Source organism: Paraburkholderia sp. JHI869, assembly GCF_038900775.1.
Taxonomy (GTDB): Bacteria; Pseudomonadota; Gammaproteobacteria; order Burkholderiales; family Burkholderiaceae; genus Paraburkholderia.
The window spans coordinates 128,531-153,857 of record NZ_JAYMSC010000008.1 but is presented as its reverse complement, the minus strand read 5'-3'; the positions used below and the strand labels follow the sequence as shown (position 1 = coordinate 153,857).

Genomic DNA, 25,327 nt, shown 5'->3' with positions numbered 1-25,327 from the left:
TTGCTTTATCGGCCAATCGATCTCACGGCGGCTTGCCGCATTTTTCTTCGACATATCGAGCAGGTAGCCGTCCGATTGCTTCGAATAAACAACGCGCAACAATATAGCGTTTACACCTATAAAAATATGCAAAACGCACGCCGTAATACAGGGTTCTTACATGGGGGACGGCCCGTAGGACATGAAAACGCTAACGTTTGCGCAGAGACCACGGGCTGAAGAGACCATTCGGCGTGAGAAGCGCGAGTTCACTATCTGGGGCGATTGCGCTCGCATGACGCTGGTGGTGTTTGTCGGCATCCTCGCCGGATGCAGCAACGGCATATCCGATTCGGACATCCAGTTCGTCACAGCCGCAATGCCGCCGCAGATCGACGCGTTCCGCATGTACGGCGCAGTTCCCCAACGCGACGGTTCGAGCGGAACGTACGCTCATGGTTCAGCGGGACTTCAACAGGGCTGCGAGGCGATCATTCATTCGCCAGGCGGCAATGTCCACGAATCCGTGGTACTGGATAGTGCATCGGCCGCGTACGTTGAACTCGATGTTTCCCGCACGCCAGGCGGATGGTCCGTCACGACAGACGGCCTTACCGCACCAAGTGATAACTCTGTTGGGCTTCGAACGCAGTTCACGAACTGCCTTTCTGCAATACAAGACAAGTATCGGGCGGAGCCGGAAAAGGTGCAGTGATCCGCCGGCACTGATCGCCCGCGTCCTGGATCGACCTGCGACCCACAGATACGGCGAACACATAGCCAGTGGGCTCGTTCACGCGCGTCGACGCGGCGATTCATTACGACACTCCACCTGGCGCTTTGTGCTCTCGGCGAACAACCTGCTCGATCGCACCAATGTGACGCGTTGCCAGTACGGACAGCGCCGCAACGTGCTCATTACGGCGCGCTACAGTTGGTAGATCGCCGGTCCAGGCACGGCCTGCGCTTCATGGGCCGCTTCACTCAGATCCAGAGATCGTTTTGCACCGTGCGTTCGCTGCGCGCGCCGTCACCGGTATTGGCCACGCCACGCGGCTCGATCAGCAGGAGCTTCACTTCGCCCATTGCGCAGGGCTTGTGCTCTGCGCCCTTCGGCACGACGGCCAGTTGGCCCGCGCGTACGACGATAGGGCCCTCGCGCGTTTCGATGCGCAGCTCGCCTTCGAGCACGATGAACGTTTCGTCGGTATCGGCGTGGCTATGCCAGACGAACTCTCCAGCGAGCTTCACGACCTTGAACTGGTAGTCGTTCATCTCGGCAACCACGCGCGGCTGCCAGTGGCCTTCGATCAGCGCGATCTTGCCGAGCAGATCGATGGTCTGGCCCTGGCCGCGTGCGGCCGGGGCGTTGGGGTGAGCGGCTGTGCTTGCTGTTGTGGCTGTCATTCGCGGCTCCATTGCGCTGAATTGCGCTTAGTCGTGGATATTGACGAAGCCGAGACTACGCCCCCTGGCGGCGCGTGTCTTGAACGATCGTGATGCGGCGCTATCTCGCGCCGCCCGCGATCCGCAGCCAGCGCGCAGGCGCAATGCCGAAGGTCTTGGTGAAATGGCGCGTCATGTGGGCCTGATCTGTGAAGCCCGCGCAGACCGCGACATCGGCGAGCGGCATGCCGCGCAGCATCATTGCGCGCGCGGCGTCGAGGCGCCGCTGCGTCAAGTAGCGATAGGGACTCGTGCCGAAGAACGTGCGGAAGTCGCGAGAGAGGCTCCAGCGGTCGCGTCCCACGGCCTGCTCGAGCGCGTCGAGCGAAACGGCCTGCTGACACTGCGCGTCGAGGTACTCGCGGGCGCGCTGTGCGCTTGTGAAGTCGCCGTTCGAGCGCGGCGGCGGCGTACCCGCCACGGCGGCGAGCGCGTGCGCCAGTTCCGCGAGCGCGTCGCTCTGCTCGAACGGGTCGAGGCCTTGCGAGACCTGTTGCAGCAGCGCTTCGGTCGCCGCCCATAAACGCAGATCGTCGGACACGCCGCCCTCGATGAACGGCAGCGCGCGGCCGCCCAGCACGTGCTGGAACACGGCAGGCTGCACGTAGATCATGCGGTAGCGAAAGCCCTCGCCGGTGCCGGCCTGGCCGTCGTGCGGCTCGTCGGGATGCAGCACCATCGTGTGGCCGGGCAGGCTGTGGGTCGTACCGCGCCGGTATTTGAAGCTCTGCACGCCCGCGAGCGTGCGGCCGATCGCATAGGTGTCGTGACGGTGCATCGCATACGCCTTCCCCTGAAAGAAGGCTTCGATGCGTTCTACGCCCGCAACGGGCTCGGCGCGCAGCAGCCAGTCGGCGCCGCGCTGGGGATCGATCGGATTCATGGTGGTTGTCTCGGTGCGGCGCAAGGCGGCCAGGGGCCGGCACGGCGCCACGAGGATTGTGGCACAGGCGCGCCGCGCCCGCAGGCGCCGCACGCCGCTACACCGAGCGGGCAATCTGCTCGCGTAGCCAGCGATGCGCGGGGTCGCGATGCGAGCGTTCGTGCCAGAGCATGCACATTTCGTAGCCGGGCACCGCGATGGGCGGCTCGACCACGCGCAGCGCCGCGCGCTCGCGCACGAGCCGCCACGGCAGCATTGCCACGAGGTCGCTGCGTTCGAGCACCGAAACGACAAAAAGAAAGTGCGGGACGGAGAGCACGACGCGCCGCGCGAGTCCGGCTTGCGACAGCGTTTCGTCGGTGATGCCGCGAAAGCCGCCGCCGTCGGGCGAGACGATGACGTGCTCCAGTGCGCAGAACTGCTTCACGCTCGGACGCCGCTTGAGGCGCGGATGATCTGCACGGCCCGCTAGCACATAGCGCTCGGTGAAGAGCGTGCGCCGGCGCAGGTTGTCGGGGGCGTCGCTGGTGGTATGAAACGCCAGATCGATTTCGCTTTGCGCTGCCTGCTTCGCGACGCGCGCCGGCGCAAGTTCGACCACGGCAAGGCGCGTATGCGGCGCGGCCTCGCGCAGGCCACGCAGCGCCGACAACGCGATGGTGGACTCGCCATAGTCGCTCGCGGCCACGCGCCAGGTGTCGCGGGCGCTGGCGGGATCGAACGGGCTTTCGGGCGCAATCGCGCGTTCGAGCGATTCGAGCGCCTCGCGCAGGGGCTCGCGCAACGCCAGTGCGCGAGCCGTAGGCTGCATGCCGCGGGGGCCTGGCAGCAGCAGCGGATCGCCCAGTGTCTCGCGCAGCTTCGCAAGATGCACGCTGACCGCAGGCTGCGAGAAGTTCAAACGTTGTGCCGCGCGCGTGACGTTGTGTTCGGCGAGCAGCACGTCGAGCGTGACGAGCAGGTTGAGATCGAGGCTGCGCAAATTAGCGGACATAATGGCTGGTATTTCCGTTATTCATTTCCACTATAGCAGCCGGGCCACTAAGCTGGGTTCGTGTCAGATCAAGGAGCCCTCGACATGAATATCCTGCTCGTCTATGCCCATCCCGAACCGAAGTCGCTCAATGGCGCGCTCAGGGACTTCACCGTCCAGCGTCTGGAGGCGGCGGGTCACGCTGTTCAGGTGTCGGACCTTTACGCCATGAACTGGAAGGCGACGCTCGACGCGCAGGACAGCATCGCGCGCCGGGACGACGCACTGTTTCATCCGTCGCTCGATTCGAAGCACGCTTTCGAGAACGGTCTTCAGGCCGAAGACATCGCGCGGGAGCAAGCCAGGCTGATGTGGGCCGACACGCTCATCCTGCAGTTTCCGCTCTGGTGGTTCTCCATGCCGGCCATCCTCAAGGGTTGGGTGGAGCGTGTTTTCGCGTATGGTTTCGCCTATGGCGTGGGCGAGCACTCAGAAGCGCGCTGGGGAGACCGCTACGGCGAAGGCACGCTGGCTGGCAAGCGCGCGATGCTCGTCGTGACGATGGGCGGCTGGGCGTCGCACTACGGGCCGCGCGGCGTGAACGGGCCGATCGACGACCTTCTTTTTCCGATTCACCACGGCGTGCTCTATTACCCCGGCTACGACGTGCTGCCGCCGTTTCTCGTGTATCGCACGGGGCGCATGGACGAGACGCGCTATGCGCAGACGCGCGACGCGCTCGGCGCCCGTCTCGATGCGCTGGCGCACACCGCCCCCATTGCGTTCCGCAAGCAGAACGGCGGTGCGTATGAAATCCCGGCGCTCACGCTGCGTGAAGACGTTGCGCCGGAACGCACGGGGTTCGCCGTGCACGTAGCATAAGCGGATTTGGCAGCGCTTGCGGACCCCGGCGCGAGCCGCAAATGAGCCGCCTAGCGCCCCATGCGCCGGTCGTAGCTGCTCACCACCCGGTGAATCAACGTTGGGTCGCGCGCGTCGGTCGTATCGAACTTCACGACTACGCTGCCGTCGGGTTGCTGGTGCACGTTCGCGGTCACGGTACCGCCGTCCAGCGTCCCGGCAATCGTGCCTGTGCCGGGGTCCTGCACGGTAATCGCGAGTCCCTCGTCGCGCATGGCGCCCGCCGCGGCGGCAAATGACCGGTCGTAGCTGGCGGGCGTCATGACCACCGTGCCGGGAGGCACGGCATAGTAGGGACATCCGGCCAGTGGCAGCAGGCAGACACAAACGCCTGCGAGCAGGAGACGCCTCACGACGGAACCTGCTGTCGACGCAAATTGACGCTCACCCCGTAGTCTCATCTCCGCTCTCCTTGTTTCCGAGAATCATTCGTCATCCTAAAAGCTCACAGCCAGGCCGAACGAAACGCCGCGCACGTTGTGGCCAAACACGTAGCGCACCATTGCCCGTGTGCGGGTGATGATGATGGGATACGTGCTGCTGTCGAGTTCGAGCCCCACGCCCAGCGACGTGAGATCGTTGAAGCCGAGCACCCCGGCGCTATCGCCGAAGTAGTGCGAGTAGGCGAGCTCCAGCACGTAGCGCACGGGTTTGTCCAGCGCGTGCCAGCCCGTTGGCGCGCGCCAGCGCGTCCAGAGGCTCAGCTGTTGCGCCGTGGCGGAACCCTGAACGGCTTCTGCACTGCCGCCAAAGCTGCGCAGGTAGATATCGGTCGCGCGCAACTCGGCGTCGATCTCGTAATTTTCGCGGTAGTGCTCGTAGTCGAGCATCAGCGAGCCGCCGTAGCCGTACGCATTCAGATAGCCGTTGTTGAGAAACTGTAGATTGCTGTCCGTGACATGGTTGAACAACGTTTGTCCGACCCGCAGATCGCTGGAGACACGTCCGATCGTGCCGTTGATGATCGGGCGGAACACGAGTTCGTTGGTGATGCGGAAGTCCCAGCCAAGCCCCACCGTGCCGCTGAACGTATTCCACCTCGTGGGCAACGCCCGCTGTTCTGCGCCATCGCTCGCGATGAACGTCGGGTCGTAGCGGCTATAGGCGAGCGTGCCTTCCATGTACAGGGGAAACGTCCGGCTCAGCGTGAAGCCGCCGCCCAGCTGTGTCTGGCCGAAGCCCGGGTTGCCGGTGGCGCCGTTGTTGATCGAAAGCGAACTGGTGGTCACATCCGGAACCGTGGTGTAGGACATGATGGACAGCACGGCGTCCGCATGTTGCTTGATGTTGCCGCCTATCACTGTGCGGTTCGACAACTGGTTCGTTATGGTTTGCGCGTGCGTCTGCAAGGGCAACGCTGCCACGAGCATCGCCGCGCACGTTTTCATTAGCGCGCGGCGTAGTTGCAGCCAACGGATGGTGGTATTCGTCATGTTCGATCCTGTCGGGCCCCGATGCCCGATTGGGCCTGCTTATGCCTGCTTATGGCTGCTTGTGCCTGCCTATGCGTGGTTAAGCCCGCTAGCGCGGGTTCATGGCGTATTCCCCTCGAGCGCCGCTGCGCCACGCTGTGTGAATCGCTCGAATATCTGCAGCATCAGGCAAGCGTAGGCGGTGACGGCAAAAAAGAGTGCCATGCGCACCGCGAATGCGCGGTAGACGTCCTTGCCCGCCACGCTGTCCTGCACTGACTGACCCAGCAAAATGATCATGGTGACGAGCGTGTTCAGCCAGAAGCCGGGCGAGTAGCGCGTAGGGACGATGCGAAGGAGCTTGCGCGCCACAAGCAGGCCGAACAGCAGCATCCAGAGGTAGAACATCCAGATATTCACAAAGAGCCTGAGTGCAAACCAGAACGCGACGGCGAGCAGCCCGCCTAGCGCCGTGGAGCCGAGGAGCTCGCGCGCCGCGCCGCGTGCCGACGTCGTGCAGCTTTGCCTGCCGAGGCTCACGGACTTCATGATGATGGGCATGTAGCTCGCGGGGTCGTTCATCGCCAGCAGCCACGCGGGCAGGACCACGAGTGCGGCCTGCAAGGCGATGCGCGATGCCATCCATTGCGGCATGACGCGCGCGGCGGGCTTGCCGCCGGCGGCCGCAGCCCCGGGCTCGGGAAAGATCGCGTGGCTGACGATCGAGACGGCCACCGCGAGCAGCAGTCCTTTTACGAGTGCGCCGACGACCGTGGCGGCCAGTTGCTGGTCGGCCACGCCTGCCGCGGAAATCATCGTGAGGCCTGCCGCGAGGAACGTCGCCACCAGGTTGTTGCCGCCGCGCAGTCCGGCGCGAAACGCGAGAAAGAGGGAAAGGCCGACGAGCAGCACGCCAGCGAACGGGTAATAGCGCAGCACGGGCACGAGCAACAGGCCGCTGCCCGTTGTGCCCGCAACGACCAGCGCGAGAGCGAGTGCCGTCTTGAGCGAAAGCGGCCGGTTCTGCGTGGCGAGCAGAAAGACGGCGAGCACCGGTGCGATGACAGGAATGGGCAAGTCGAGCGCGAAGCTGATGGCAAGCGTGAGCGCCGTGCCAGTGGCGAGGCGCAGTGCACGGAGGCCGGGAAGCGATGGGCGCGTTTGCATAGGCGCCGTTCAGTAGAGGTACGACAGCCAGCTCATCACGCGCAGGAACACGCGGCCGAGCGGATTGAGCGGGTTGCCCGCGCCCGGAAAGGCCATCACTTCGGCTTGCCCGCCCACGCGAACATTGCGCAGCCGCGCGCGCTCGTCGCTGTCGAATTCGACGATGACGGGAAAGCGCTGGGCGGGCCGCAGCCAGTCGCGGCTGTTTTGCACGGTGGGCAGGGTGCCGGGCGGCGTGCTCTGGCCAACGCTCACGCCATAGCCGATGCTGCGGATGCGTCCCGCGAACACTTCGCCCGGCAGCGCGTCCAGTGCAATGGCGACGGGCGTGCCCGCCTGGAGGTGGCCCAGATTGTTCTCCGTCATGTCGGCGCTCACCCAGACATCGTGAATGGCGATGAGCGTCATGACCGGATTGCCCGCCGCCGCGAACTGGCCCACTTCGGTGCGCAGGTCGGTGATGACGCCGGCCGAGCGCGCGCGAATGTGCGTATTGGCGAGATCGAGTTCGGCTTTTTCGAGCGCGCCAGCTGCGCTGCGCAACTGCGCGTTCTCCGCCTCGTTGCCGCCTTGCTGCTCGCGCGCGCGTTCGATTTCGGCGCGGGCGGCCTCGACCTGGCTTTGCGCCTGCTCGTGCGTGGCGCGTGCGACTTCGAGCCGCCGCAGCGAGACCGTGCCCTCGTCTTCGCGGTACAGCCGTTCCAGCCGGTCGCTGTCCTGGCGCGCCTTGACCTCGTTGGCGAGCGCCGCGCGCAACGAGGCTTGCGCCGATTCGATACCGGCGGTGCTCGCGCCGATCTGCCGGCGCGTGGTTTCGAGGTCGGCGCGCGCGCGGTCGGCGGCAATGCGGAATTGCTCGCTGTCGATCTCGAACAGCACGTCGCCCGCTTTGACCTCCTGGTTGTTGCGCACGAGCACGCGTGTCACGCGTCCCGACACTTCCGCAGCAACGGGCACCACATAGGCCGCTACGCGCGCCTGCTGCGTATAGGGTGTGAAGCGATCGGCAAGCAGATACCAGATCAGGCTCACGGCGATCAGGATGACGATCCACTTGGTCGCGTGGCCGGAGGAGTCGGAGGCCGGCGGCGGCGTCTCGCGCGGGCTCGAAGGTTCGGACGCGCTCATTGTGTCGGCCCTTCCGGTTGATTGCCAGGACTATGGGGAACAGCGGACGATGCCGGCTCGTCGAGCAGGTCGCCCCAGTCGGTGCGTCGCTGCATCTGCGCGCGCGTGGCGGGATCGATGAGCGGCTGCGCCGGTTCCCAGCCGCCGTCCACGGCCTTGTACAGCGCAATCAGGCTGCTCGCCGCGTTGCCGCGATTGACGACGAACGCGTCCTGCTGCGCGGAAAGCGCGCGCTGTGCGTCGAGCACGCGCTGGAAGTCCGAATACCCTTCGCGGTAGATCGTGTTGGCGAGCGTGAGCGAGCGCTGCGCCGCGCCTTGCGCGTCGTTCAGGATCGTGTCGCGCTGCAGCGCCGCGTTGAGCGCGGTTGCGGCGTCGTCGGCCTCGCGCGCCGCTTCGCGTACGGTCTCCTGGTAGGCGACGATCAACTGCTGCAGGCGGGCGTCCTGCACGCGCACGTTGTTCGTGATGCGGCCGTGATCGAAGATGTTCCATGTGATGCTCGGGCCAGCCACCGCGGCAAGCGTGCTAGGCGCGCCAGTCAGCGAACTGGCGCTCCACACGAGCGAGCCGACCAGCGAAATGGATGGGTACAGATCGGCCTTCGCTACGCCGATCAGCGCGGATTGCGCGGCCATCTGCTGCTCCGCCGCGCGTACGTCCGGCCGGCGCACCAGCAGATTGGCGGGCACATCCTGAAGCACGGCACGATTGATGAGCGGCACGAACCCTGCCTTGGCCGGCTGTACGTCGAGTTCCGGAAGCGGGCCGGGCGGGCGCCCGAGCAGCACGCACAGCGCGTGACGCGCGATTGCGATCTGGCTCTCGAATACGGGGATGCTGCTCAGCGTGCCGAGATACTGCGTTTTCGCCTGCTGGAGATCGAGCTCGTCGGTCTCGCCGCTCTTGAAGAGCTTTTGCGTGATGTCGTAGCTGCGTTTTTGCAGCTGCGCGTTTTCGCGTGCAATACGCAGGCGCGCTTCGGTCGTGCGCAACGTGAAATAAGTGTCGGCGACCTGCGCGTGAACGAGCACGAGCGCGTCCTCGCGGTTGTCCTGCGCGGCGAAGAACGAGGCATCGGCCGATTCGATCGCTCGGCTGAAGCGCCCCCAGAAGTCCAGTTCCCAGCCGATGCTCACGCCAAGACCGTATTGAACGTACGCGCCCGAATGCGTGTTGAAACCATCGTGGCGTTTGCGCGCCGAGGCCAGCACGTCGGCGTTGGCTTGCTGCACCTGCGGGTAGCGCCCGGCGAGCGCAATGCCGAGCTGGGCACGTGCTTCGATCACGCGCAATGCGGCGATCTTCAGGTCGCCGTTGTTCGCATCGGCCGCGGCAATCAGCTGCTCGAGATTCTCGTCGCCGAATACGTGCCACCATTGGCGTGCGTCAGGTTGTGTGTCGATCAACGTGACCTGCTCGATCGACGCACTGCTCCAATGCTCGCTCCAGCTCTCGCGTTGCGGCTGAAAGTCGGGGCCCACGCGCATGCATGCGCTCAGCAGCGTGCCCAGTAGCGTGCTCAAGCAGCACGCGCCGAACGGGAGCCAATGAGGGCGCTCGCAGAGCGACACAGGGCGGCCTCGCGGATCAAGCCTGCTGTTCTTCTCGTGTGCGTTCGGGTTGAGGCTGGTCTTTCACCCAGCGCCAGAATAGTTGATAGCCAACGGCGAGCATCACCGGGCCGATGAAAAGGCCGATCACGCCGCCCGTGACCATGCCGCCAATCGCGCCGATCAGCACCACGGGCATGGGCACCGCCACGCCGCGGCCCAGCAGCAGCGGCTTGAGCACGTTGTCGGCGAGGCCTGCCACGAACTCGTAGACGGAAAAGACGATCGTCGCCGTGCTCACGCCTTGCGTCATGATCACGAAGATAATGACGGGCACGGTGATGAGCGTGGCGGGCAACTGCATGATGCCGATCAGCAGCACGGCCAGCGCCAGCAGTCCCGCGCCGGGAATGCCCATCACGATGAAGCCAACCCCGATCAGCACCATCTGGATGAACGCGATGCCCACCACGCCCTGGGCGACCGCGCGAATCGTGGCCGTGCAAAGCTCGGCGATCTGCTGGCCGTTTTCCGGGCCGGAAATGCGCGAAGCGATCAGCACCGTGCTGCGATGGCCCTTGTCGCCGTGTGCCATCAAGATTCCCGCAATGATCAGGGCTACGAAGAAAATGAGCAGCGCCGCACCGAGCCCGGTGACCGTGCCGAGCAGTGCGAGACCGGCCGCCTTCAGTTGCGGCGCGAAGCGTTGCACGACACCGGTGATGTCGGTCGACGCCTGCATCCAGAAGTCGTACACGCGCTGACCGACGATCGGCCAGTGGGCGATCGAGTCGGCGGGAGGCGGGATATGAAACGTTCCGCTCTTCGCCACCGCCATCGCACGCTCGATGGAATCCGCCACGGCGACGCCGAGCAGCCAGGTGGGCGCGAGGATCACCGCGAACCCCACGAGAATGATGAGCGTGGCGATGAGGCCATCCTTCTGCGGGAAACTGCGCAGCAGTTTCGTTTGCAGCGGATAAAGCGTGACCGCGAGAATCACGGACCAGACCATGAGGTCGAGGAATGGGGCGAAGATGCGAAAGCAAAACATCGCCAGGATGGCAATCAGCGCGGCGCGGATCAGGACGTCGAGCAAATCCCGGGACTGCGCTTTTTGCGTTGATGGTGTGGGCAGCAGCATCGTCTGTCTCTCCTCGCTGGCCAGGGCGCATCACATAGACACGCAGTGGCTCCTATCTTGTTCTGACGAGGACCGCCAGAACCCCAGGTAGTACGAGAAACTGTCCGCCGACGTTGCGCTCATTCCCAGCACGACCCCGTGGCCGGGAGCACAACTGCACGATGTTTGCAATCACTTGCGAGTTGTGCGGGGCGCGTCGTCGAGTTGAGTCTATTACACGCTGTGAAAAGGGACAATGAACGTGCGGCCTACTTTGGGCCTGCGAGGAGTCCGGTTAGCAGCGCACTGAAAATGGCGTCTCGCACGGGTGTCGATTCTGATTCTTATTCGCGCGCCTCAATGCCCTGGGCCGCTCGATGGCACGCAACTGAGAATGAGCCGATCGCCGTTGCCTGCACCGGCAGCGAGTGCCGCGTTGTGGAATTCATGGCCGCCGCAGCGCCACTCGGCGAGATAGTCGCTGCGACAGCCGCCCGATTGCGCGGCGATCATCGACACCGGATAGCTGCAGGTTCGCAAACCATCGCAGTGCTCGGCCAGATCTCGCGTGACATTGCCGTGCGGTGCACCGCAGTTGCTGCCGAACGTGCCGGCGACGATGGCGATCGTTGCTGCGTTCGAGGCGGGCGCCGCAGATGAGAACGCGATGCAGCCAGGGCAGACGCCTGCCCATGCGAGCGCAAGGGCGATTGCGGCGGGTTTCATGACGCACCTCCCTCGCCGGCTTTGCGCAGACGCGCAAGCGCGGCCTCCAATCCATATTGACAGCTTAGTGCGGCCGCCGGGAAGGGCAAGACGGTGCCCGGCGATGGTGCGAGGTTACGCTGCAGTGCACCAGCAGCAGTCAACTGAAGCACATCATTGGTGGCGCGCAGTTGGTCTGGGCCGCCCGCGCCGCGCGCGCTTGCGGAACGGCGAAAGCCGCGCCAGCCGGGCGGTCCGCCGGCGCGCGCGCCGCTTGGGAGGCGCAGTGGCACACCTATTGCTTTAACACTGCCGGGGCCAATGAAGGCTCCAATGAATTGCATCATCGTCCCGCCGTGCGCGGGATATTCGATCATGCGGGGCAACGGCGTCCCGAAGCAGCACCCCACGGCACAGCGTGCGTGGCGGGTGCGCTTCGGGACGTTTTTTTTTGCGCTTCGCGCAAGCGCCCCGGTCCGGCAAACCCTTGGCGACGCGATTTGCACTACTAAAGATGAACATGCGGGAAACGACACCTGGCATCTCTGCGGAAATCGTCGGCGAGCTCATCAATCTGGCCGGGCGCCAGCGCATGCTCTCGCAGCGCGTCGTCCTGCACGCGCTGCTCGGTTTGCGCGGCGACGCCGCTGCGCTCGTCGTCGCACGCGAATGCCTCGACACCTTCATGGCGTCGCACGCAAGGCTCGTAGACGGTGACGACCACTTTCCCGGCGTGTTCTCAACTGCATTGCGCGAACTCTATTTCGGCGCGCGCAAGGCCGACGAGCGCATTCGCGCGTTCATGAAGCTCGCTGCACACGCGTGCGCGTGTCTCGAGCGCTCGCCGGGCGAGTCAACGACAGCCGACAGCGAGTGCGAGGCGGCCGTCACGGAACTCACCGCCGCCGCCACGCCGCTGCTCGAACTGCTGCAAGCGCTGACCCAGGCGTACCAGGACGAGTTGCGCAGCGTAGAAGCTGCGGCGGCGAAGCGCCAGGCGGGCATCGTCGACGAACTCGCCTCCATTTCCCTGCGCGCAAATATCGTCGCGCTCAATGCACGGGTGGCGGCCGCCCGCGCCGGCCAGTACGGCCGCGAATTCGCGGTCATCACGGCGGAGCTCGCGCACGTGATTGGCGAGATGGACCGGCTCGTGCAGGGCGTAGTCGGTAGACCCGTTGGCAAGCCCGACACGCATGACAGCACGCCCGAAAGACATTCTGGATTCCGAAATCAACGGATGCATGCCCGCGCTGCGGGTTGAGATCCACTATTGGGGAGAACCTCGTGAAAGACCTGGTAAGTTCGCTCAAGAGCGGTAACTGGCGCGCGCTGATCGCGTGCTTCCTGTATTTCGACACCGGCTTCACGGTGTGGGTGATGTTCGGCCCGCTTGCGCCCTTCATCCAGAAGGACATTGCGATGACGCCGGCCGAACTGGGCCTGCTCGTGGCGGTGCCCGTGCTCGGCGCGGCGATCCTGCGCGTGACGCTCGGCAATCTGTATCAGGCTTACGATGGCCGCCGTGTTGCGCTGATGGGCATTGCGCTCTCCGCCATACCCGCCGCCGTGCTGTTGTTGATGCCGGGCACCCCGTCCTATACCTTGCTGCTCGTGCTGGGTGTGCTGCTCGGCGTGGGCGGCGCGAGCTTCGCCGTGGCGCTGCCGATGGCAGGCAGCAACTATCCGCCGAAGGTGCAGGGCCTCGTGCTCGGCCTCGCGGCAGCCGGCAACATTGGCGCCGTGCTCGACGGCTTCCTCTTTCCGGGCCTCGCCAGCCACTACGGCTGGGCGCACGCCACCGGCGCGGCGCTGCCGCTGCTCGCGCTCGCCGCGATGGCCGTGACGTTCTGGGCCCGCGATCTCGGTCAGAAGTCCGGCAGTGCGCTGCAGGCACTGCGCTCGTTCGGCATCACGCTCGCCGGCCTGATCGCGCTCGTGCTTGCCGTGCATGCCGGCGTGTTCGGCGCAGGCAAGACCGGCGTGCTGCTGCTGCCGGTGTTCGGCGCACTGCTCGCCATTGCCGTGCTGCCGCGCCACTATCGCGCGGTGCTCACCGAAGGCGACACTTGGGTCGTGATGCTCGTGTACAGCATTACGTTCGGCGGCTTCGTCGGCATGTCGTCCTATATCTCGACGCTGCTTATTTCGCTCTACCAGGTACCGAAACTCGAAGCCGGCGTGGTGATGTCGCTGCTCGCGCTGACGGGAGCGATGGTGCGCCCGCTCGGCGGTCTGATCGCGGACCGCATTTCCGGCGTGCGCGCGCTCGTGGTGCTGCTGGCCGCGATCTCGGCGTGCGACTTCGCGTTCGCGCTCTGGATGCCGCCGTTCGCCGCCGGCATTGCGCTGCTTGCGTTCACCTACGTGTGCTTCGGTCTCGGCAACGGCGCGACGTTCCAGCTCGTCCCGCGCCGCTGGCAGGGCCGCACCGGGCTGATGTCGGGCATCATCGGCGCGGCAGGGGGCATTGGCGGCTTCTATCTCCCGGTCATCATGGGCATTGCCAAGGAGAGCACCGGCAGCTACCAGATGGGCTTCGCGACGTTCGGCGTGATCGCCGCAGCCGCGTTCGGACTCGTGGTGCTGCATCGCGCACGCTGGCTCGAATGGGCGCTGCCCCAGGAGTCGGCGATGGCCCCGGCTGTCGTGCAGGGTGCTCAAGCGAGCGCAAGCAATTGAGCGCGTAGCGGCCCGCGCGCGAGTGACGGGCCGCTATAACCGCACGACGATCTTCCCCGGTGCGCGATTGCTTTCCAGCAGGTAATGCGCTTTCCTGACGTCGTCGAACTCGAAGGTGCAAGCGTGCAGTGAAGCGATGCGCCGGCCGGCGATGCCTGAAGCGATGAAGCCCAGCGGGGCATAGTCGAGCGGCAGCGCTTTCGCGCCGAGCAGATCGCTCGTAAAGAAGCTCAGCCGCACCGCGGGCGGAAGATCGCGCGCCATATCGAACGATGCGAGAAGCGGCGGCCCGGCCAGCGTGCCGACTACGGTCACGCTGCCAAACGGCCGCACCATTTTCGCGGTGTCGATCACGTTGGCCGCGCTCACAATCTCGAGCGCGGCATCGACGTGCAGGCACTCACGCGCGACCGCGGCCGCGATTTCTCCGGAATCGATCAGCACTTCGTGCGCACCGGCATGATAAAGGCGTTCGACGTGCGCTGCAGAACGCGTCGTGGCCAGCACGTTGAGCCCGAACGCATTCGCGTAGGCAATCGCAGCGAGGCCCACGCTGGAGGTTCCGCCCCGCACGAGAAGCGTCTGCCCGGCCTTGGCTTCCAGGCTCGCCGCGACCGCGCCCCACGCCGTGAGATACGCAAGCGGCAACGTCGCCAGTTCCTCCCACGGCAAGCTGGTCGCGCCGAGCGTGACGACGTTGCGCCGCAGGACCGTGACCTCCTCCGCGTAGCTGCCGTTGCGCGCGACCTGCAGGCCGCCCATGGCAGTGGCAACGCGCTCTCCTATCCTGAGCGTTTTCGAAGGGTCCTCCACGACGACACCCACGGCCTCGATCCCCGGCACGACTGGTCCGGTCAGCGGCCCGAGGCGTCCTGCGCGCAGATCGGCTTCGGCGCGGTTGATGCCGAACGCGTGCACGCGAATGCGTACTTCGTCCGCGCCGGGCGGGGTCGGCGCAATATCGCGCATTTGCAGGACCTCGGGGCCGCCGGGTTGTTCGATGACGTAGGCTTTCATGTTCGGTCTCGCGTGAGTGGCAGGCTGCGCGCACAACGGCTGCGGAATGAGTCACTTGGTCTCTGTCTGGAGGCATGGCTCGTCTGTATCCGGTTTGGGCAGCGTGGCGTCCTTCACTCGCAGGATGTACCCGAGACCGCGCAAGGTCAGGATCTGTGCGTTCGAGTTCGCGAGGTGTTTGCGCAGGCGGTGGATGTAGATATCGATGGCATCCCGGCTCTGTGCTTCGTCGAGGCCGAACAGGCTTTCCATGAGCGTGTGCTTCGAAACGGTCCTGCCTTGGTGCAGCATGAGCGTCTCGAGAATGGAGTGCTCGCGGCGACGCAAATTGAACGGCGTATCGTTGTGGTAGAAGGCGCGTGTGTCTGTGCGATAGTGCAGGTCGCCGCAGGTCAGGCGCTCTGTCCTGTCGCTCGACTGGCGGCGGATCAGCGCCTTGACGCGCGCGAGCAGTTCGCGGGTGTCGAATGGCTTGATGAGGTAGTCGTCGGCGCCGGCGCTGAAGCATGCCACCTTGTCGTCGATCGAGCCATGTGCCGCGAGCATCAGCACGGGGAGGTTGTCGCGCCGGCGCCGCAAACGCATCAGCACGCTCATGCCGCTTAAACGCGGCAAATGCATTTCGAGCAGCACGAGGGCGTAGCGTTCCGACTTCAGTACGAGATCTGCGGCTTCGCCATCGGCCACGCAATCCACGGTGAATTTTTCGGCGCGCAGCAGGTCGGCGAGCCTTTGGGAAAGCCCAGTGTTTTCCTCGACAAGCAACAACTTCATCTTCTAGTTCCTTACCTGCGCCCTGTGATTATCGTTGCTTTCGAGAGGAGTCCTATGCTCATGCCGAAGCAGGTAGTGGCGTCATGTCTTGAAAGAATGTCTGGATGGGAAGTGTCAGCAACGTCTCAATTACTTTTTCAGAGCTGTCTGACAGTTGATGGGTAAATTCTAGCGAACGCAACCCTTCCTGGCGCTTTCATGACTCGCGCCAATTAATCGGGGATTTCCATGAGGAATGTAGGAGTGAAGTAGGGAGAACGTCAGAACTATTTAGTACATAGATATGCGCCTGTTTTTCTTATTATTTTTCTATTGGCACATGAAAATGAAAGAATGGTGATAGAGAGAAGGCGGCAGGGAATGGAGAGGGATTCTGTCGGTAGAACGTTGTGAATTGTTAAATTTCCGCGCATCGAATCTATTCGCGTATATCCGCTTGTGTATCTCAAAATAAGCGATGCGCGCTTTCCGTCATTGCGGTAAAGCGCGATCTTCAGATTGTGATCGACGTGCTCACGCACTTAGCCGTTGTGCCTCGATTGCCGCGTCGTGCGAATGCACACCAAAAGACGCCGGTGAAATGGCGAATGAAGCCGCCTCGCCAATCGCGTTGCCCACGAGGATGATGGCAGGGCTGCCAAGGCCTGCTGCGCGAGCGTGCGCCGCGATCGTGCCGAGCGTACGCGTTACGCGGCGCTCGTTCGCACTGCCAGCCCACTGCACGACTGCGGCTGGGGTCGCAGTCGGGAGCGCGTTGGCGAGCGTTGCGCACAACGACTCGATGCGGCTCATGCCCATATAAATGGCGAGCGTCATGCCCGTCGCGGCGAGCGCCTGCCAGTCGGGCTCGCTGTGGTCGCGCAGATGCGCCGTCACGAAGATCACGCCCTGGCAATGGTCGCGGTGCGTGAGCGAGACGCCGAGCCCCGCCGCCGCTGCGAACGCCGAAGAAACGCCATTCACGATCTCCACCGTCACGCCTGCCTCGCGCAATGCCGCGAGTTCCTCGCCGGCGCGGCCGAACAGCAGCGCGTCGCCGCCTTTCACGCGCACCACGTGCAGGCCGCGGCGCGCGTAACGCTGCATCAGGCGTTCGATGAAGGCTTGCGGCGTGGAGCGGCAGCCGCCTCGCTTGCCCACGCGGATCACCCGGGCCTGGGGCGCGAGCGTGATGATTTCCGGGTTCACCAGATCGTCGAGCAGCACGACGTCGGCGCTCGCGAGCACTTTCGCCGCCTTCAGCGTGAGGAGGTCGAGATCGCCCGGACCTGCGCTCACCAGTGTGACCTTGCCTTCGTTGCCCGTCGTCATCGTCGTCTTCCTTTAGCTTTCGCTCTCATAGTGCGCCTACCCGCGCGGGGAGCGCCATAAAACAAAAGGCGTCCGCTCGCCGCTTGCGACGAGGGGACGCCATTGTCCGGTTTGCTCGATTCGAGGTGCGCGCGAGGTAAGCCAACGCGCGGCCCCAGGTTGCATTGCCCGGCATCGTTGCCGGACGCTCAGGCTCACGCAAGTTCCAGACCAACGCGCGCTCGCTCGCGCCGCCCGGCCCTTGCCGGGCGCCTCTAGCCGGTCGCCCCAATTGACAACATCGCAATGTGCACATCCATAGCGCACAGCGAATGTGCTGCACGGCACCAATCTTGTGCTGGCCTGCATCACGATGCGCGCGCAGGCGCGGTGCGGCACGCCCGGCACGCAAGCCGCGGAAGTCCGCCGGTCGGGGCGTTGCGCGGGATGCGCGCAAATTGGCACAGTGCTTGCATAGTAGGTCGCAGCAAGTGCCACAGCGGATCAATGGGGATTCGGCTGCAAGCGGTAACGCAGCGCACAAGGGTTTCGTATTCAGGGCAACGGCGTCCCCCGAATCTGGCTTCTTCACGAAGGCTGGAATCGCGGGACGCCTTTTTTATTGGCAGGGGCTCAGCATGGTGCAAGCAACGAACGCAGTGAACAGCACGGCCGCGATGGAGATCGTCGTCGTCGGCCACGGCATGGTGGGTCACAAATTTCTCGAATGCATCCTCGCGGACGGCGCGCCCAACGCGCGCGTGACCGTGCTTTGCGAAGAGCCGCGTCCCGCTTACGACCGCGTGCACCTCTCCGAATTCTTTGCGGGCAAGTCTGCGGACGACCTCTCGCTCGTGGCGCCCGGCTTCTTCGATCGCGAGAACGTTCGTCTCGTGCTGAACGCCAAGGCGGTGTCGATCGATCGCGAAGCGCGCACCATCGCGGTGTCCAACGGCGAGACGCTTTCGTATGACAAGCTCGTCCTCGCCACCGGCTCCTCGGCGTTCGTGCCGCCGATTGCGGGGAACGACCGCGCCGATTGCTTCGTCTACCGAACCATTGCCGACCTCGAGGCGATGCAGGCGCGCGGCGCGCACGCGAAGTCGGGCGTGGTGGTGGGCGGCGGCCTGCTCGGGCTCGAATGCGCCAAAGCGCTGCGCGATCTGGGCCTCGTCACACACGTGGTGGAATTCGCGCCTCGCCTCATGGCGGTGCAGGTGGACGACGACGGCGGCCGCATGTTGCGCGGCAAGATCGAAGAACTCGGCGTGACTGTTCACACGCAGAAGAACACCCAGGCGATCGTGGATGGCGAAACGGCTGCCAACCGCATGCAGTTCGCCGACGGCACCCATCTCGACGCCGACATGATCGTTTTCTCGGCCGGCATTCGCCCGCGCGACGAAGTTGCACGCGCCTGCGGCCTCGACATCGGCGCGCGCGGCGGCATCGTGATCGACGATCAATGCCGCACGAGCGACGCGAACATCTACGCCATCGGCGAATGCGCGCTCTGGCAAGGGCAGATCTTCGGCCTCGTCGCGCCGGGCTACGACATGGCGCGCATTGCCGCCAAGGCGCTGGCGGGCGAGGCGTCGACCTTCGCGGGCGCCGACATGAGCACCAAGCTCAAGCTGATGGGCGTGGACGTGGCGAGCATTGGCGACGCGCACGGCAAGACGCCCGGCAGCCGCTCGTATCGCTACGCCGACGAACGCCGCCAGGTCTACAAGAAGATCGTGGTGTCCGATTGCGGCAAGAAACTGCTCGGCGCGGTGATGGTGGGCGACGCGAGCGAATACGGCACGCTGCTGCAAATGATGCTCAACGGGATCGAGCTGCCTGAGTCGCCTGAATTCATGATCCTGCCGCAGGCCGACGGCAAGGCCAAGCCTGCGCTCGGCGTGGAAGCGCTGCCCGACGCCGCGCAGATCTGCTCGTGCAACAACGTTTCGAAGGCCGAAATTTGCGCGTCCGTGCGTGAAGGCGCGACGACCATCGCCGCGGTGAAAGGCGCGTGCGGAGCCGGCACGTCGTGCGGCGGCTGCGTGCCGCTCGTCACGCAGGTCATGAAGTCGGAAATGAAGCGCCAGGGGCTCGCCGTCAACAATCACCTGTGCGAGCACTTCCATTATTCGCGTCAGGAGCTTTATCACATTGTGCGCGTGGAAGGCATCAAGACCTTCGGCGAACTGCTCGCGAAGCATGGCAAGGGACTGGGCTGCGATATCTGCAAGCCGGCCGTGGGCGGGATTCTGGCTTCCTGCTGGAACGAATTCGTGCTGAAGAAGGAGCACGCGAGCCTGCAGGATTCGAACGACTACTACCTCGCCAACATTCAGCGCGACGGCACGTATTCGGTGGTGCCGCGCATGCCGGGCGGCGAGGTCACGCCGGAAGGGCTGATCGCCGTGGGGCAGGTGGCGAAGAAGTACGGCCTTTACACGAAGATCACGGGCGGCCAGCGCGTGGACCTCTTTGGTGCGCGCGTCGAGCAACTGCCCTTCGTCTGGGAAGAGCTGATCGCAGCGGGCTTCGAATCGGGGCATGCCTACGGCAAGGCACTGCGCACGGTGAAGTCGTGCGTGGGCTCCACGTGGTGCCGTTACGGCGTGGGCGACTCGGTGGGCTTCGCGATCGAACTCGAAAACCGCTACAAGGGCCTGCGCGCGCCGCACAAGATCAAGTTCGGCGTCTCGGGCTGCACCCGCGAATGTGCGGAAGCGCAGGGCAAGGACGTCGGCATCATCGCGACCGAAAAGGGCTGGAATCTCTACGTGTGCGGCAACGGCGGCATGAAGCCTCGCCATGCGGAACTGCTCGCTTCCGATCTCGATCAGGCCACGCTCGTGCGTTACGTCGACCGCTTCCTCATGTTCTACGTGCGCACGGCCGACCGCCTGCAGCGCACGAGCGTGTGGCGCGACAACCTCGAAGGCGGCCTCGACTATCTGATCGACGTGATCGTGCACGACAAGCTGGGCCTTGGCGCCGAACTCGAAGCGGAAATGCAGCTCGTGGTGGACACCTACGAATGCGAATGGAAGAAGGCCGTGACGGATCCTGAAACGCGCCGCCGCTTCCGCCACTTCGTCAATAGCGACGCGGGCGACCAGCACGTGACCTTCATCGAGGAGCGCGGCCAGATTCGCCCGGCCACGCCCGAAGAGCGCACGCAGGTTCCGCAAGCGGCGCGTTATGAAGCACTGAGCGAAATTCCCGTAGTCGTCGAAACCGTCTGATTCCCTTTCATCGAACCGAGGAGTACGAAATGAGCAACGAACGCAATCAAGGCAACTGGATTCCCGTCTGCACGCTCAGCGACATCGTGCCGAACACCGGCGTGTGCGCACTCGTGAAGGGCGAACAGGTCGCCGTGTTCCATGTAGATGACGGCGACGCGCGCGTGTATGCCATCGGCAACTACGACCCGAACTCGCACGCGGCGGTGCTTTCGCGCGGGCTCGTGGGCAGCTTCGGTGAGCGCATCGTGGTGGCCTCGCCCATCTACAAGCATCACTTCGATCTCTCCACCGGCGAGTGCATCGAAGCGCCGCAGCATTCGGTCAACGCGTTCCAGACGCGCGTGGAAAACGGTCAGGTCTGGGTTGCCGCCTGACATGACGAAGGCGCGGCGAGCATGAAGCGCCGCGCGCAATGAATCCGTTTCAATCTGATATCGATCGACCGCATGAGCAGCGAGACCGTAAAGAGCGTTTGCCCGTACTGCGGCGTAGGCTGCGGGATGATCCTGCACGTCGAGGACGGCCAGGTCGCGAAGATCTCCGGCGACGCCGAGCATCCGACCAACTTCGGCCGCCTCTGCACGAAGGGTTCGTCGGCGCACGTGGCGCTGCGCAAATCGGGGCGCCTCGAGCGCGCCTTCGTGCGCCATGCGCGCGACGAGGACCCGGCGCCGCTGCCGCTCGCGCAGGCGATTGCGGATACGGCGCGCCGTCTGCGCGCGACGCTCGACGCGCACGGCCCCGACGCGCTGTCGTTCTACGTATCCGGGCAGATGTCGATCGAGGCGCAGTACCTCGTGAACAAGCTCGCCAAGGGCTTCGTGCGCACCAACAACATCGAGTCGAACTCGCGTCTGTGCATGGCGAGCGCGGGCAGCGGCTACAAGCTTTCGCTCGGTGCGGACGGCCCGCCGGGTTCCTATCAGGACTTCGATAAGGCGGACCTGTTCTTCGTGATCGGCGCGAACATGGCGGACTGCCATCCGATCCTGTTCCTGCGCATGATGGACCGCGTGAAGGCGGGCGCGAAGCTCATCGTGGTGGACCCGCGCCGCACGACGACGGCGGAGAAGGCGTCGCTCTTTCTGCAGATCGCGCCGGGTACCGATCTCGCGCTGCTCAACGGCCTGCTGCACCTGCTGCACAAGAATGGCCACACCGACCCAGCCTTCATTGCACAGTACACCGAAGGATGGGACGCGATGCCGGCGTTCCTCGAAGATTACACGCCGGAAAAGGTCGCTGAGATCACGGGCCTGGCCGTCGAGGACATTCGCAGCGCCGCGCAGATGATAGGCGACGCGCCCGAGTGGATGAGCTGCTGGACGATGGGCCTGAACCAGAGCACGCACGGCACGTGGAGCACGAACGCGATCTGCAACCTGCATCTTGCGACGGGCAAGATCTGCCGCCCCGGCAGCGGGCCGTTCTCACTCACGGGGCAGCCCAACGCAATGGGTGGGCGCGAGATGGGCTACATGGGACCGGGCCTGCCCGGCCAGCGCACGGTGCTCGCCGAGGACGACCGCGCGTTCGTGGAAGCGGCGTGGGGCGTCGCGCCCGGCACGTTGCCCGTGACAGTGGGCGGCGGCACCATCGACATGTTCTCGCGCATGGCGGCGGGCGAGATCAAGGCGTGCTGGATCATCTGCACGAACCCGGTGGCAAGCGTCGCGAACCGGCAAACGGTGGTGGCGGGCCTGAGGGCCGCCGAGCTGGTGATCTCGCAGGACGCTTTTCTGGACACCGAAACGAATCAGTACGCCGACGTGCTCCTGCCCGGCGCGCTCTGGGCCGAGGCCGAGGGCGTGATGATCAACTCCGAGCGCAACATGACGCTCACGCAGCAGGCCGTCGAGCCGCCGGGCGAGGCGCTGCCCGACTGGCAGATCATCGCGCGCGTGGCTTGTGAGATGGGTTTTGCTGAGGCGTTCAGCTACACAAGCGCCGCCGAAGTGTTCGACGAAATCACGCGCTTCGCGAACCCGAAGACGGGCTACGACCTGCGCGGCGCGAGCCATGCGAAGCTGCGCGAAACGCCGCTGCAATGGCCCATCGCGCCGGATGCCGCGAGCGATCGCAATCCGCTGCGTTATGTGAACGACGGCGTGAGCCAGTCCCTCAAGGAAAACGCGGATGGCACGCGCCCGCGCATCGTTTTCGCCACGGCGCACGGCAAGGGCGTGTTCTTCGCGCGACCACACGTCGCGCCCGCCGAGCTGCCCGACGGCACGTTCCCGATCGTGTTCAACACGGGTCGCTTGCAGCACCAGTGGCACACCATGACGAAGACCGGCAAGGTGCCGATGCTCAACAAGCTCAATCCGGGCCCCTTCGTCGAGATTCATCCCGAGGACGCCGCTGCGCTCGGTATCGCCGCGAAGGATCGCGTGGAGGTGCGCTCGCGCCGCGGGCGCGTGGTGCTGCCCGCCGTGGTGACCGAGCGCGTGCGCCCCGGCAATTGCTTCGCGCCCATGCACTGGAACGACGTGTATGGCGAAGAACTTTGCGTGAACGCCGTCACGAGCGATGCGGTCGACCCGATATCCCAGCAGCCCGAATTGAAATTCTGCGCGGTGGCGCTTTCGCGCGTCGCCCCGCAATCTGCGCCGCGCGAGACCACGCGCACGCCGGACGCCGCCGATGCCTTTGCCGCTTCGGCCACGTTCGACGCCAGCGCGCAGCAAGCCGTCAACCCGTCTCAGGAACTCGACATGTCCCGTATCGATGCCTTCTCGACGCTACTCGGTCTCGACGACGTCGCCGCGCCGCAACTGGGTGACGCCGAGCGTCAGTACCTCGCGGGCTTTGTTGGCGGCCTGCGCTCGCTGAGGGCGGCCGAGCCCGTCGGCGTGCCCATGCTGCCCGCGCACGCGCCGTTTCCCGCAGACACGCGCGTCTGGCTCGACGGCCTGCTGGCGGGCCTGTTCAGCCGCGGCGAGCCCGTCGCGCGTACGGCTGCACTCGCCGTGCCGGGCGCGCCTGAGGAAAAGCCGCACGGCGTGCGCATCGCGCATACGCGGCCGAAGGTCGTGCTGCTGTGGGCCTCGCAAACGGGCAACGTCGAGTCGCTCGTCGAGCAATACGCGACGCAGCTGATGGAATCGGGCTTCGAGATTCGCACGGCTTCCATGGCGGATTATTCGCTCACGAACCTCGCAAAGGCGCAGTACGTCCTTCTGATGACGAGCACCTTCGGCGACGGCGACGCGCCCGACAACGGCGCAGCGTTCTGGGGCGCGTTGGCAGCAGAAAACGCGCCGCGTCTCGCCTCGCTGCGCTTCTCGGTGCTCGCCTTCGGCGACCGCAACTACGACGCGTTCTGCGGCCACGGCCGCAAGCTCGACGCGCGCCTCGAAGCGCTGGGTGCGACGCGCCTCATGGAGCGCGTGGATTGCGACAGCGAATACCAGAGCGCGGCCGACGCGTGGCTCGATCGCATCGTCGTGCGCATCAAGCAGGAAGATGCGGCACTGCACGCGGTGCCCGCCGACGGTTCCATTCCCGAGGTGCTGCCCGGCTGCGCGGCGACCAAGGCGCGCCCGGCCGTCTCGAAGCTCTTGAAGAACGTGCGCCTGAACATGAAGGGCGCGACGAAAGACACGCGCTACTTCTCGCTCGCCACAGGCGAAGCGGGCCTCGACTACGAAGCGGGCGACGCGCTCGGTGTGTGGCCCACCAACTGTCCCGCGCTCGTGGACGAATTGCTCGGGCTCACACGTCTCGCGGCCGACACACCGGTTGCCGTGAGCGGTCACGGCGAGATGCGCCTTGGCGAGGCGCTCAGCAAGCACTACGAGATCGCGCGCCCGAACCCCGATGCGCTTGCGTTCATTGCGTCCCGCACGCGCTCGCGGGGCCTCGCGGAAATGCTCGACGAAACGCGCAAAGGCGATCTGCGCAACTGGCTCTGGGGCCAGCAGCTCGCCGACGTGCTCCACGAATATCCCGTCGACATGAACGCGCCCGAACTGCTCGGCATGCTCAAACGCCTGCAGCCGCGGCTCTATTCGATTTCGTCGAGCCCGAAGGCGCATGCGGGCGAGGTGCATCTGACCGTTTCGGCCGTGCGTTACACCAACGGCCGCCGCGAGCGCAAGGGCGTGGCCTCCACCTTCCTCGCCGACCGCGCGCAGGAGGGCAGCGTGCCCGTGTTCGTGCAGAAGAGCACGCATTTCCGGCCGCCGCGCAATGGCGACGCGCCGATGATCATGGTCGGCCCCGGCACGGGCGTCGCCCCCTTTCGCGCCTTCCTGCACGAGCGCCAGGCGCGCGGCGACACGGGCCGCAACTGGCTGTTCTTCGGCGAGCAGCATGCGGCCACCGACTTCTACTATCGCGACGAACTGGAGCAAATGCGCAAGGACGGCCACCTCGACCGGCTCGATCTCGCGTTCTCGCGCGACCAGAGCGAGAAGGTCTACGTGCAGGACCGTATGCTCGAGCAGGGCGCGCAGCTATGGGCGTGGCTGCAGGAAGGGGCGCACCTCTACGTGTGCGGCGATGCGAGCCGCATGGCGAAGGACGTGGATGCGGCGCTCAGGGACGTGGTGGCGGGCCATGGCGGCATGAGCGCCGAGGCCGCGCACGACTACGTCAGTGCACTCGGACGGGACAAACGCTACGTGCGCGACGTCTATTGATGGGGCGCGGCGCGACTTCGGGCCGGCTCTGCGAAGGCCGCCCGCCTGCGCGCCATGTTTTCAGCGCACGAAAGCGCCGCGTGCGCGCCTGGTCCGCCCGCGCCAGACTTTCATCTTCATTGCCGAGCCCGGCATAAAGGCCGCCCTCGGCGCCTTTGGCCACGACGGGTTCGGGCAGCAGGATGGCGATCAGAAACGTCAGGCACGCGCCTGCGAACACCGCCACCACGCTCATCGAGATCGACTCGAACATCCGCTTGCTCCCCGTTAGAATGGTGTCCGGCGGCCGACGCCGCGCGCACTGCGCACCGCGTCGCCGCCATCGCAATCCATTTTGCGCAGGGCGCGCGCCCACGTCCAAGACGATATTCGGATCGTCACGATAA

General features: G+C 65.2%; 21 protein-coding genes. 7 read left to right on the top strand and 14 right to left on the bottom strand.

The window, feature by feature from the left end:
* The first annotated feature begins 181 nt into the window (after positions 1–181).
* Positions 182–694 (top strand): hypothetical protein, encoded by a 513-nt coding sequence (locus VSR72_RS16300; RefSeq protein WP_342953368.1) that lies wholly within the window; start codon positions 182–184, stop codon positions 692–694.
* A gap of 269 nt (positions 695–963) precedes the next feature.
* On the opposite strand, the gene VSR72_RS16295 is transcribed toward VSR72_RS16300, so the two are convergent.
* The 3 genes from VSR72_RS16295 to VSR72_RS16285 form a co-directional block, all read right to left on the bottom strand.
* A complete protein-coding gene (locus tag VSR72_RS16295) occupies positions 964–1,386 on the bottom strand; it encodes a cupin domain-containing protein (RefSeq protein ID WP_342953367.1) in 423 nt (140 codons plus the stop codon).
* A gap of 100 nt (positions 1,387–1,486) precedes the next feature.
* On the bottom strand, positions 1,487–2,308 hold the full coding sequence (locus VSR72_RS16290; RefSeq protein WP_342953366.1) for an AraC family transcriptional regulator: 822 nt from the start codon (positions 2,306–2,308) through the stop codon (positions 1,487–1,489).
* 97 nt (positions 2,309–2,405) lie between these two features.
* Positions 2,406–3,302: a LysR family transcriptional regulator gene (locus tag VSR72_RS16285; RefSeq protein ID WP_342953365.1), complete on the bottom strand. Its 897-nt coding sequence runs from the start codon at positions 3,300–3,302 to the stop codon at positions 2,406–2,408.
* An 84-nt stretch (positions 3,303–3,386) separates the two neighbouring features.
* Here VSR72_RS16285 and VSR72_RS16280 point away from each other — a divergent pair, with 84 nt between their 5' ends.
* Complete coding sequence (locus VSR72_RS16280) at positions 3,387–4,163, top strand: NAD(P)H-dependent oxidoreductase (protein WP_342953364.1); 777 nt, start codon at positions 3,387–3,389, stop codon at positions 4,161–4,163.
* Positions 4,164–4,213: 50 nt separating this feature from the next.
* Here the strand turns inward: VSR72_RS16280 and VSR72_RS16275 are convergent, their stop codons facing one another.
* The 7 genes from VSR72_RS16275 to VSR72_RS16245 form a co-directional block, all read right to left on the bottom strand.
* Complete coding sequence (locus VSR72_RS16275; protein ID WP_342953363.1) at positions 4,214–4,603, bottom strand: hypothetical protein; 390 nt, start codon at positions 4,601–4,603, stop codon at positions 4,214–4,216.
* Between the two features lie 36 nt (positions 4,604–4,639).
* Positions 4,640–5,572 (bottom strand): hypothetical protein, encoded by a 933-nt coding sequence (locus VSR72_RS16270; protein WP_342953490.1) that lies wholly within the window; start codon positions 5,570–5,572, stop codon positions 4,640–4,642.
* Between the two features lie 162 nt (positions 5,573–5,734).
* Positions 5,735–6,781 carry a DUF2955 domain-containing protein gene (locus VSR72_RS16265; protein ID WP_342953362.1) on the bottom strand — a complete coding sequence of 349 codons (1,047 nt, stop codon included), beginning with the start codon at positions 6,779–6,781 and terminating at the stop codon, positions 5,735–5,737.
* A gap of 9 nt (positions 6,782–6,790) precedes the next feature.
* Entirely contained in the window at positions 6,791–7,909 is a 1,119-nt protein-coding gene (locus VSR72_RS16260; RefSeq protein WP_342953361.1) for an HlyD family secretion protein, read from the bottom strand.
* The gene (locus tag VSR72_RS16255; protein WP_342953360.1) at positions 7,906–9,435 is read right to left on the bottom strand and encodes a TolC family protein; all 1,530 of its coding nucleotides are present in this window, start codon (positions 9,433–9,435) and stop codon (positions 7,906–7,908) included. The genes VSR72_RS16260 and VSR72_RS16255 overlap by 4 nt, the downstream gene beginning before the upstream one ends.
* 64 nt (positions 9,436–9,499) lie before the next feature.
* Positions 9,500–10,603 carry an AI-2E family transporter gene (locus tag VSR72_RS16250; RefSeq protein ID WP_342953489.1) on the bottom strand — a complete coding sequence of 368 codons (1,104 nt, stop codon included), beginning with the start codon at positions 10,601–10,603 and terminating at the stop codon, positions 9,500–9,502.
* A gap of 339 nt (positions 10,604–10,942) precedes the next feature.
* Entirely contained in the window at positions 10,943–11,311 is a 369-nt protein-coding gene (locus tag VSR72_RS16245) for a hypothetical protein (protein WP_342953359.1), read from the bottom strand.
* Between the two features lie 493 nt (positions 11,312–11,804).
* Between VSR72_RS16245 and VSR72_RS16240 the strand changes: the two genes are divergently transcribed.
* Together VSR72_RS16240 and VSR72_RS16235 are read left to right on the top strand one after the other, a co-directional pair.
* Positions 11,805–12,554 (top strand): type IV pili methyl-accepting chemotaxis transducer N-terminal domain-containing protein, encoded by a 750-nt coding sequence (locus VSR72_RS16240; RefSeq protein ID WP_342953358.1) that lies wholly within the window; start codon positions 11,805–11,807, stop codon positions 12,552–12,554.
* Between the two features lie 23 nt (positions 12,555–12,577).
* Positions 12,578–13,972 carry an MFS transporter gene (locus VSR72_RS16235; RefSeq protein WP_342953357.1) on the top strand — a complete coding sequence of 465 codons (1,395 nt, stop codon included), beginning with the start codon at positions 12,578–12,580 and terminating at the stop codon, positions 13,970–13,972.
* Between the two features lie 33 nt (positions 13,973–14,005).
* Here the strand turns inward: VSR72_RS16235 and VSR72_RS16230 are convergent, their stop codons facing one another.
* The 3 genes from VSR72_RS16230 to cobA all read right to left on the bottom strand — a co-directional run bounded on the left by VSR72_RS16230 (position 14,006) and on the right by cobA (position 17,074).
* Positions 14,006–14,989 (bottom strand): zinc-binding dehydrogenase, encoded by a 984-nt coding sequence (locus tag VSR72_RS16230; RefSeq protein WP_342953356.1) that lies wholly within the window; start codon positions 14,987–14,989, stop codon positions 14,006–14,008.
* 51 nt (positions 14,990–15,040) lie between these two features.
* Positions 15,041–15,763 carry a response regulator gene (locus VSR72_RS16225; RefSeq protein WP_342953355.1) on the bottom strand — a complete coding sequence of 241 codons (723 nt, stop codon included), beginning with the start codon at positions 15,761–15,763 and terminating at the stop codon, positions 15,041–15,043.
* A 513-nt stretch (positions 15,764–16,276) separates the two neighbouring features.
* Positions 16,277–17,074 carry a uroporphyrinogen-III C-methyltransferase gene (gene cobA, locus VSR72_RS16220; RefSeq protein WP_342953354.1) on the bottom strand — a complete coding sequence of 266 codons (798 nt, stop codon included), beginning with the start codon at positions 17,072–17,074 and terminating at the stop codon, positions 16,277–16,279.
* Positions 17,075–17,730: 656 nt separating this feature from the next.
* Here cobA and nirB point away from each other — a divergent pair.
* The 3 genes from nirB (at position 17,731) to VSR72_RS16205 (ending at position 24,941) form a co-directional block, all read left to right on the top strand.
* The gene (gene nirB, locus VSR72_RS16215) at positions 17,731–20,295 is read left to right on the top strand and encodes a nitrite reductase large subunit NirB (RefSeq protein WP_342953488.1); all 2,565 of its coding nucleotides are present in this window, start codon (positions 17,731–17,733) and stop codon (positions 20,293–20,295) included.
* A gap of 29 nt (positions 20,296–20,324) precedes the next feature.
* Complete coding sequence (gene nirD, locus VSR72_RS16210) at positions 20,325–20,672, top strand: nitrite reductase small subunit NirD (protein WP_342953353.1); 348 nt, start codon at positions 20,325–20,327, stop codon at positions 20,670–20,672.
* Between the two features lie 72 nt (positions 20,673–20,744).
* Positions 20,745–24,941 (top strand): bifunctional nitrate reductase/sulfite reductase flavoprotein subunit alpha, encoded by a 4,197-nt coding sequence (locus tag VSR72_RS16205; protein ID WP_342953352.1) that lies wholly within the window; start codon positions 20,745–20,747, stop codon positions 24,939–24,941.
* On the opposite strand, the gene VSR72_RS16200 is transcribed toward VSR72_RS16205, so the two are convergent.
* The gene (locus VSR72_RS16200) at positions 24,895–25,194 is read right to left on the bottom strand and encodes a hypothetical protein (protein ID WP_342953351.1); all 300 of its coding nucleotides are present in this window, start codon (positions 25,192–25,194) and stop codon (positions 24,895–24,897) included. The two genes, VSR72_RS16205 and VSR72_RS16200, sit on opposite strands and share 47 nt — an antisense overlap.
* Positions 25,195–25,327: the final 133 nt, after the last annotated feature.